General features: G+C 39.7%; 9 protein-coding genes. 1 reads left to right on the top strand and 8 read right to left on the bottom strand.

Going from position 1 to position 8510, the window contains the following annotated elements:
- Together F6K40_RS28635 and F6K40_RS28630 are read right to left on the bottom strand one after the other, a co-directional pair.
- Window positions 1–208 (bottom strand): hypothetical protein (locus tag F6K40_RS28635; RefSeq protein ID WP_293140676.1); only part of this gene is annotated, 208 nt, incomplete at its 3' end.
- 11 nt (window positions 209–219) lie between these two features.
- Complete coding sequence (locus tag F6K40_RS28630; protein WP_293140674.1) at window positions 220–414, bottom strand: hypothetical protein; 195 nt, start codon at window positions 412–414, stop codon at window positions 220–222.
- A gap of 31 nt (window positions 415–445) precedes the next feature.
- Between F6K40_RS28630 and F6K40_RS28625 the strand changes: the two genes are divergently transcribed.
- On the top strand, window positions 446–1747 hold the full coding sequence (locus F6K40_RS28625; RefSeq protein ID WP_293140672.1) for a PPC domain-containing protein: 1302 nt from the start codon (window positions 446–448) through the stop codon (window positions 1745–1747).
- Window positions 1748–1816: 69 nt separating this feature from the next.
- Here F6K40_RS28625 and F6K40_RS28620 read toward each other — a convergent pair whose 3' ends face one another.
- The 6 genes from F6K40_RS28620 to F6K40_RS28595 form a co-directional block, all read right to left on the bottom strand.
- The gene (locus tag F6K40_RS28620) at window positions 1817–1942 is read right to left on the bottom strand and encodes a hypothetical protein (protein ID WP_293140670.1); all 126 of its coding nucleotides are present in this window, start codon (window positions 1940–1942) and stop codon (window positions 1817–1819) included.
- 61 nt (window positions 1943–2003) lie between these two features.
- Window positions 2004–2156, bottom strand: coding sequence for a hypothetical protein (locus F6K40_RS28615; protein WP_293140668.1), 153 nt, complete (start codon window positions 2154–2156; stop codon window positions 2004–2006).
- Complete coding sequence (locus F6K40_RS28610) at window positions 2135–2308, bottom strand: hypothetical protein (protein WP_293140666.1); 174 nt, start codon at window positions 2306–2308, stop codon at window positions 2135–2137. The genes F6K40_RS28615 and F6K40_RS28610 overlap by 22 nt, the downstream gene beginning before the upstream one ends.
- 112 nt (window positions 2309–2420) lie before the next feature.
- Complete coding sequence (gene mrdA, locus F6K40_RS28605; RefSeq protein ID WP_293140664.1) at window positions 2421–4214, bottom strand: penicillin-binding protein 2; 1794 nt, start codon at window positions 4212–4214, stop codon at window positions 2421–2423.
- Between the two features lie 3248 nt (window positions 4215–7462).
- Window positions 7463–7738, bottom strand: a complete 276-nt coding sequence (locus F6K40_RS28600) for a hypothetical protein (RefSeq protein WP_293140662.1) — start codon at window positions 7736–7738, stop codon at window positions 7463–7465.
- A gap of 81 nt (window positions 7739–7819) precedes the next feature.
- Window positions 7820–8143: a hypothetical protein gene (locus F6K40_RS28595; RefSeq protein ID WP_293140660.1), complete on the bottom strand. Its 324-nt coding sequence runs from the start codon at window positions 8141–8143 to the stop codon at window positions 7820–7822.
- Window positions 8144–8510: the final 367 nt, after the last annotated feature.

The raw sequence follows: 8510 nt of genomic DNA, 5'->3' as shown, positions 1-8510 counted from the left end.
TAGGAGGTACGGGAGCAAGATGCTCCCACTGTTGCGCCTCCGCTCCAAAGATAATGAAAATGCACAATCCATAAAATGCACCACTACCAAAACTGTAGGGGTTTGGTCTCCAAACCCAAGCGCCTAGGATTTTGAGTAGGAGGTACGGGAGCAAGATGCTCCCACTGTTGCGCCTCCGCTCCAAAGATAATGAAAATGCACAATCCATAAAATGCACCACTACCAAAACTGTAGGGGTTTGGTCTTCAAACCCAAGCACCTAGGATTTTGAGTAGGAGGTACGGGAGCAAGATGCTCCCACTGTTGCGCCTCCGCTCCAAAGATAATGAAAATGCACAATCCATAAAATGCACCACTACCAAAACTGTAGGGGTTTGGTCTCCAAACCCAAGCACCTAGGGATTTAGAGGCCAAACCCACACGATTATTATTAATAATTAATATTATGGACGATTTACTAAATATATTTTCAGACCCATTTTTTGATTCATCATTAGATTTTTTTGAACCTGGTGTACAATCTGGATCTACAGGCGATACCTTCCAAAGTTTTGGAGATATTGGGGATATAGATATAGGTGACATAGATATTGGGGATATAGACATAGATGTTGGAGATATAGATATAGATTTTGGTGGAGGCGATCGCGACCCAATAACAGGTTTCAATAACGACCAGTTCTGGAAGATATGGTGCGACTTAGTTCCAGGACTTTGTTCCGATCCGCAAATCTCTATCAATGATACGAAAATTACCGAAGGAAATAGAGGTCGAAAAACAGCAAGGTTTAATGTGACTTTAGATCAAGAGAGTGATGAAGTAGTTAAAGTAAACTATACAACTGTCAACGGTAGCGCTAAAGCAGGTCAAGACTACAAAAGGACTAGAGGAACTCTAACTTTCCAACCTGGTCAAACCCAAAAAGCGATCGCTATTCCTATCCTAGGAGATGAAAAAGTAGAAAACGATGAAACATTTACTGTTAACTTGAGTCAACCTCAAAATGGCAAGATTGAGGATAATCAAGGAATTGCTACTATTCAAGACAATGATTTAGCTAAAATATCTATCAGAGACGCCAAAATTACTGAAGGAAATAGAGGAAAAAAACAAGCCAAATTTACTGTTACTTTGAACAGTGAAGTTGATGAAACTGTTAGAGTAAATTATGCCACTGTTAATGGTACTGCAAAAGCAAGGTCAGACTATCAAACAACTAAAGGTACTCTGACTTTTAGACCAGGACAAAGACGAAAGACTATTTCAGTTCCGATCTTAGGAGATACCTTAGATGAAGAAAATGAAAAATTTCAAGTTGTTTTGAGTAAACCCAGAAATGCTAAATTAGGAGATAGAAGAGCGATCGGAACTATTATAGATAATGATATTCAGAGGGGAGATCGTGATGGTAACTTTAAGAAAGCTACTAACATAGGAAGACTAAATTCTAGATTTGTTAATTCTGATAGTATTGGGTATACAGAAGTAGGAAACAGAGATACCAATGATTTTTATCGTTTCCGACTTCCCCGTGAAGGAAAATTAAGGGTAGTGCTAGATGAGTTGTTTGATGATGCCAATATTGCTTTGTATGACTCGGAGCAAAGTCTGATTTCAACATCAAGAAAGAGAGGAACGAGTCGAGAACAAATTTTGCAAACATTAGATCGTGGGGTTTATTATTTACGAGTTACTCCTCAAGGGAGCGATCGTACTGATTATAGAATGGAGTTAAAGTTTATTTGAATAGGTAGGGGTTAACGGCGGTTAAGCTCTTAGATATTTATAGGATTTTCAAATTGATGAAGCACATCGCTATAACCAAAACCTTTTAGGGACATTGCATGCAAGGTCTCTACTTGCATCCAACGTCCCTACGCGATCGCCACCAAACAACCCATCCTCCACAACATCCCCTACTAATCTAACTTTCGGAACCAACCAATAATATCATGTCCGGTAGCATCGGTATTTTCAATAATTAATAATTAACAATTAATAATTAATAATTACCTCTTCTTAGAAACGGATAGGATTGGTTAAAAAGGAAATTTTTTGGTAGTCCTGCTGAGGAATGGCGAAGATACATAAGTTTTGTAATTTCTTCCCACACGAACCAACTTCCTACACTTCCTACACTTCCCACACGAACCAACTTCCCACACCTCCCACACCTCGCACACCTCCCACACTCTCTCTACCATTCCTCAGCACCACATTTTCAGCCATAAAGCTACAAAGTAGAACAGGACTTACGCAAAATACTAAATAATACACCACCCGTAGGGGCGAATTGCATTCGCCCATACTAAATACAGTTGTACTGCGTAAGTCCTGTAGAATTCTAATTAACTTCTCTTATGGGGAGAAGTCGCGCTCGCTACATTTATGCAACAAAACCATTATCCATTATCCATAACTATTTCCCTTTGTTACCAAAATAGGTATCAAAAATTGCCTTAGCAATGGGAGCAGCACCTACCGAACCGTAACCACCACCTTCAACTGCAACCGCTACAGCAATTTCAGGATTATAAGCAGGTGCAAAACCTATATACATTGCGTTATCAGGTTGCCCTGGAAGTTCTACCGTACCAGTCTTACCACCGGATAATGGAATTTTGCCATCATTCAACCGTCGAGCAGTACCCTTCCTGACTACATCAATTAACCCTTCTCGCACTGTACTAATAGTTGAAGACTTTAACCCAGTCTTAATTGATTTCGTAGCAGCAGTATTAGTTTGAGAAGCCAATAAATGAGGTTGCACTCGATACCCACCATTAGCGATCGCCCCCACCATGACTGCAGATTCTAAAGGTGTCACCAATACCAAACCCTGACCTATTCCCATCGTCACAATATCAGCAATATGCCAAGATTCCCCATACATCTCTTGTTTTTCTTTGGGAGTAGGGATTTGACCATGATTACCATCTAGTCCTAATAGTTTTAAATCAATACTACCACCAATACCTAAGTCTCGCCCCCACTTAGAAATCTGTTCAGGACCAACTTTCACACCTACTTGATAGAAAAATGTATTGCTACTGTAAGCTAAAGCATCCCGAAAACCAATTACTCCATAACCACCACTGTGTTCGTTAAAAGTGATACCACCAATAGTCACAGCGTTGTAAGTTCCCACTCTAGAATTAGGAGCATATTTGCCAGACTGTAGCGCTGCCACAGAAGTAACAGCTTTGAAAGTGCTTCCTGGGGGATAACCCTGAAGAGCGCGATTCAAAAAAGGTTTGTTTGCACCTTGGAGACGTTGCCATTTTTCCCTTGTCATTTGCCCTGTAAATAGACTGGGGTCGAATGTTGGTCCGCTTGCCATTGCTAATACTTCCCCTGTTCTGGGATTAATGGCAACTACAGCACCCCGGCGATTTCCTAACGTTTTTTCTGCGACTTTTTGGAGATCGAGATCGATGGTTAATGTTACTGGTTTGCCTGCAGTGGGGTTTTCTACTCCTAACTCTTGAATTTCGTTACCTTTGGCATCAACTTCAATCAGGCGATTACCCCAAACTCCTTCCAATTCTGAATTTGCCGAACGTTCGATTCCCATTTTTCCGACAATCATTCCCATTGGGTATTTGGGGTTAGCGATTAATTCTTCTTTGGTTGCTTCGCCAGTATATCCAATTAAATGAGCTGCTAGACTGCCATGAGGATAGTGACGAAAGTTTTCGGTACGAACTTCTACTCCTCTTGTCTCACCAGCTTTTTCTGCTAATGCTACGAAAGTAGATCGATCTATATTTGAGGTAATTCTTACTGCTATGGGCGAATTATAGCCACTTGCCTCTAACTTATCAATAATATCAGTAACTGGAATATCTAAGATTGGACTAAGTTCCTTTGCCACTTCTAACCATTTTGCAGGTGAATATTCTTGAGGCCATAAATATACAGAACGAGACAGAAGATTACTTGCTAAGATTCTACCTTTGCGATCGTAAATTGTACCGCGACTCGCTGCTACTGGCATGAGGCGAATACGGTTGTTTTCTGCACGTTCTCGGTTATATTCTCCCTGAACTAACTGTAATTGTACTATACGATAAGCATTGATTCCGATCGAGGTGGTAATCACTAGCATCATTATTAATACTTGCACCAACCGATGACGTTTCGCTTTAGTTTGTTGCTCAGACATTCTGGCAACAGGGATAAATTTAGAAGATAAACCAAGTTCTTGAACCATTTTTACTGCATGAGTGTTTTATCTTTATTTTTCTTTGCACTCTGCTTTTCCTCCGGAGGATTAACCACTTTTTGTCTGCATCAGGACTTACGCACTCAAATAGGAAACCAAGTTTATTGTCCTGGTTATTGTTTTTCAATTCACTTTTGAGGATGGTGAGGTACAGTGTAACACAGTCTTCAAGGCCTCCACAACCTGGAAGGTTGTGTTACTACTCATTACTAACAGGTTTCCAGTTTTTAACAAATAGTAAAGCTTTGTACCTCACGCGCGGGCGTGAAACTGCTGTAAATCACAAAATTTTGTCGATAAATCCAGTTTCTGCGTAAGTCATAAGTAGGGTTGGCGGAAAAAGTCTTATGAGTGTAGGTAGGATTCAGGAGTCAGGAGTCAGGAGTCATATAGCGCTACGCGCAAATCACAAGTCAGAAGTCAGAAGTAATCCCTGACTGAGTTTGAACATTGATCGATGTCCTAATCTTTGCTTCGACTGCTATACTGTTTCACCGAAGTTATATCAAGTAACATTAATTAGGGTTTGCGCTCAAAAGTCTTTTAGTAAGGGTAGGAGTCAACCCACCCCTAACCCCTCTCCCTGGAGGGGAAGAGGAGGGGAAGGGGAAGTCAGGAGGTAGGAGTAAGAATTGTCAGAGTGATTTTTCGGCCTTTGTCAGCCCAAAATACTAGCTTTTTGAGCATTTTCAACTGAAAACCAGGCACTTTTTTAGACCCTAAAAGACCTAAAACCTTTATATATCAAGACTTTTATAATTAATCAGCAAGCCCTAATTAACCCCAGTGTAGGGACGTTGCATAAGGGTTTCCCTACTAGCGTGTCTAGACTAAAATTGTGGGTTAGGAGCGAGTAATATAGAATCCGGGTAATTAGTTATCGTATCGCTTGATAGAGTCAGGAGTCAGGAGGTAGGGACGTATCGCTGCGCGACATGTAACGCATTAATGTTCAAGCAACGTCCGTACGGAGAAAGAAAAGATTTGAATAGCATGAAATTTAAAATTTCTATTCATGCTTAACATCTGTATTAAGATGAAGTAATTTTGCGATTACTGTATAACCGGATTTTATATAACCTAGAATACCTATCGCCCAACCCCTCTCTTCCAAAAAGAGGGGGAGATTTCCCCCCTTCCCTTGTAAGGGTAATGGTTTTTTAACCCACATTTTCAAGCTTGACGCGCCACTACGAGGTTGGGGCAAAATTGTTGATTACAGTTTTAATGAGACATGATATTAAAAGTCAAAAGTAAGATTTTATAGACTTGAAACTTTAATGCCACAGTAATTTTAGGGAATTATTTCACATCTAAAGTCTGAAATTATTTGTGACATCTTTAAAGTGAATTGGTATCAGGAGTTAGGAGTCAGGAGTTAAGAGTTAGGAGTTAGGAATCAGGGGAATTATGGAGCAATACGGTTTAATAGGGTTCAGTTAAGGATTTTTTTTGCAGTTCTGTAATCTGAAAAGTTCATCTAATGCTTCCATACCTTATAAGTTTTAGTCTTATCTGAACCGTATTGAATTATAGAGGAGGTAGGAGGAATAATTATCCCTTGATTTTTCCGCTCTTGTTTGCTCAAATTGCTAACTTTTTGAGCTTTTTGGACCGAAAAGCTTGGACTTTTTTCACCAGAAAAAGGCTTTAGCCTTTATTTGTAGATGATTTGATGGTTAACTTTCCTGGCGGGAAGTCCCGCGCTCTCCATCCCCCCTAACCCCCCAAGGATAAGCTATCCCTTATCAGGAACTCTTGAAACCCTTGTGGGAGGGTGGGGAGGAGGGGGAGGAAGAATTCTGTCTACATTCATAAAAAAGTGTGTTTTTCAATACACTTTTCTCCTGAAAAAGCCGATTCAAGACTAAAACATAACTTGTCTATGTTGTCAAGTTTTATGTTAAGAAAAATGTTTATAAAGCATAGCTTGGAAAGGGGGGAGGGGGAGCGTCGGGATGAAAGCCTGGGCCTGGATTCGGATACCTTCATAAGCTAAACGTTCATAGGCCCAAGACACAAGCTAGGAGCATTTTGTTATTATCAATGTCAACACAGGGGGAGGACATCACCTCTGTCATGCGCAGCGGTCAGGGTTTCCCAGACTGAAGAATCCCGCGTTGTCCCGTAAGGGCAAAGTCGGGAGTATGTCAATAAGTAAACCATATATAGTTACTAAATCTATAGAAAAATATTCCTAGACAAGTGTTTTAATTAAGTGTTACCTTAACGGGGTGAACTACAACACCCTCTATCCCATTGCTAAAAGCGTTTGGGACTACTTTTATTATCGGTATTTAAACGAACATTGACATGACTCATTGTATTTGACACTAGATTATTTTTTTTAATAATAGTACGTTCTACTAACTGTATTATCCCTCCTGTAAACATTTAACGAGCTGTTCTGCAATCCTTTCTCAGTCTAAGATATTTTTAGTTGTTTTCCTATGTTTTTCTATAAAATTAATAAAACTTTACAATACATATTATACTATTTTGAAAAAAAAATGGTATAAAAACGTGCATCTCGATCAGAGATGTTGAAAAAGAAGTGCTTTTTATAGCGCTAGGGAATAGGGAATAGGGAATAGGGAATAGTAGAGTTTCAAAGGGTTTTTCTTATAGGGAAATGCTCCGCAAACAGGAGTTATAAATGTCCTAACCTTAATGCGTAACGCTATATCAAAAAAAATTAGGTCTAAAACTCTGCCTTTTAAGACGAAATGTTTTTGGAGCGTTGCTCTAATCCCCTAGTTCCCCTCCTGGGAGGGGTTAGGGGTGGGTTAACTTCTGTACGGGCGCCCTTGCGAAGCCCATCCCGTAAGGCTATATGGCCATTCCCCCCTACTGACTTCTGACTTCGTTAATAGACCTTTCCAGAAAAAAGGGATTAGGGGCGATTCGCGTTTGCGAAGCATGACAAACGGAAATCGCCCCTACAGGATTAGGGGGAAATAAATTATCAATTATTTGCGAGAAAACCCAAAAAGTTTCCTGATATAAGACATTCAGGCTTGAGACAATTGTCCAATTAGCACATTGCGTGCCCAATCTCATGCCCACTACAAAAAAGGAGAAACAATGGCCACTAAAAACAATCCGGAAATAACCAATCTCTTCTCAAGAGATGGCCATATATGGATAAACATAAGCGCCAAATATACAGGCCAATGAATTAGACGCTCCCTACGATTAATAGACATTACTTGCAACTGGGCTGAAGCTCGGTGCATTCAAAGCAAGATCGAAGCGGATATCATGGCTGGTAACTTCGACTGACCTGGCCTGCATCCAGTCCAAATTAAAAAAGCAGTATAAAAATAGTACCATTCACCCAAAAAAGCATCAAGAATAAAATTTAATTCATTTTGAGAATAAGCTTGCTTGGAGCGAGTGATAAGCTTTTTCTTTACCCGAAAAAATAATTTCTGAAAAACTTGGTTTTCTGCTAAATTTAGTGCGGCATTAAAATCGACAGCTATCTGTAGTAAGGAGTCTCCAGAATACAACTTTTCCGCCTTTAGTTTAAATGACTCAGTGTCAGGATTATTGCCTAAATTATCAAGTATTTCATCTATCCTTTTCCAGCTTTACTTTTGTCTGTTCCTGCTAACTTCATCTATTTTTTTCTGTTTATAATTATCCCAAACATCCCGTAGAGTTATACATTTGCTTTTCGCTACAAAACCTGGTTTGTACTTTCGCAAGGAATAGTCAAAATAACCTTTGCCGAGCCATTTTTCTTTGTGTAAATCGCTGTCAACTTTTCTCCCTATTTCCGAGGAAATAGCTAACCCCTCTGGACTGCTAATTCTAGTAACAGATATTGCCCTTTGCTTCCCCATAGGATCATAAAAACGTAAACTATAATTGTTACTATATTCATAAATTCTAACCTTCCCAATGACTAGCAATGATCGGCCATTTTTTTTTCATCTCTAGCTATCTGCCGGTACTTATTTTGTACTTATTGTAGCTTGTCCTATATTTGGCCAATGCAGCAAAAGTGGGAGTTTGTGACGGATAGCCAATCACGCAGGCCGTCAAATCTCCCCTGTCTTAACCCTGTTACAGTTATTCATATTTTTTTTATGAGAAAAATTGGGAGTAGGGAGTCATATAGAATCCGGGTAATTAGTTATCGTATTACTGAGGAGTAATGAGTAATGAGTAATGAGTAATGAGTAATGAGTAAGGAGTAAGGAGTAAGGAGTAAGGAGTAATATCAAATCCAGTTGAATACAAGAGTGTATTGTTGGGGGAGATGGTCCGATTGTCCGA

Origin of the sequence: Okeania sp. SIO3I5, assembly GCF_010672085.1 — a bacterium.
Lineage (GTDB): Bacteria > Cyanobacteriota > Cyanobacteriia > Cyanobacteriales > Microcoleaceae > Trichodesmium.
The sequence above is the reverse complement of the archived record's forward strand: the minus strand, read 5'-3'. Positions and strand labels throughout refer to the sequence as shown.

Bases quoted from the DNA above. Each gene is read 5' to 3' on its own strand.
- F6K40_RS28625 (WP_293140672.1), top strand. From the start codon at position 446: ATGGACGATTTACTAAATATATTTTCAGACCCATTTTTTGATTCATCA.
- F6K40_RS28610 (WP_293140666.1), bottom strand. From the start codon at position 2,308: ATGGGCGAATGCAATTCGCCCCTACGGGTGGTGTATTATTTAGTATTT.
- mrdA (WP_293140664.1), bottom strand. From the start codon at position 4,214: ATGGTTCAAGAACTTGGTTTATCTTCTAAATTTATCCCTGTTGCCAGA.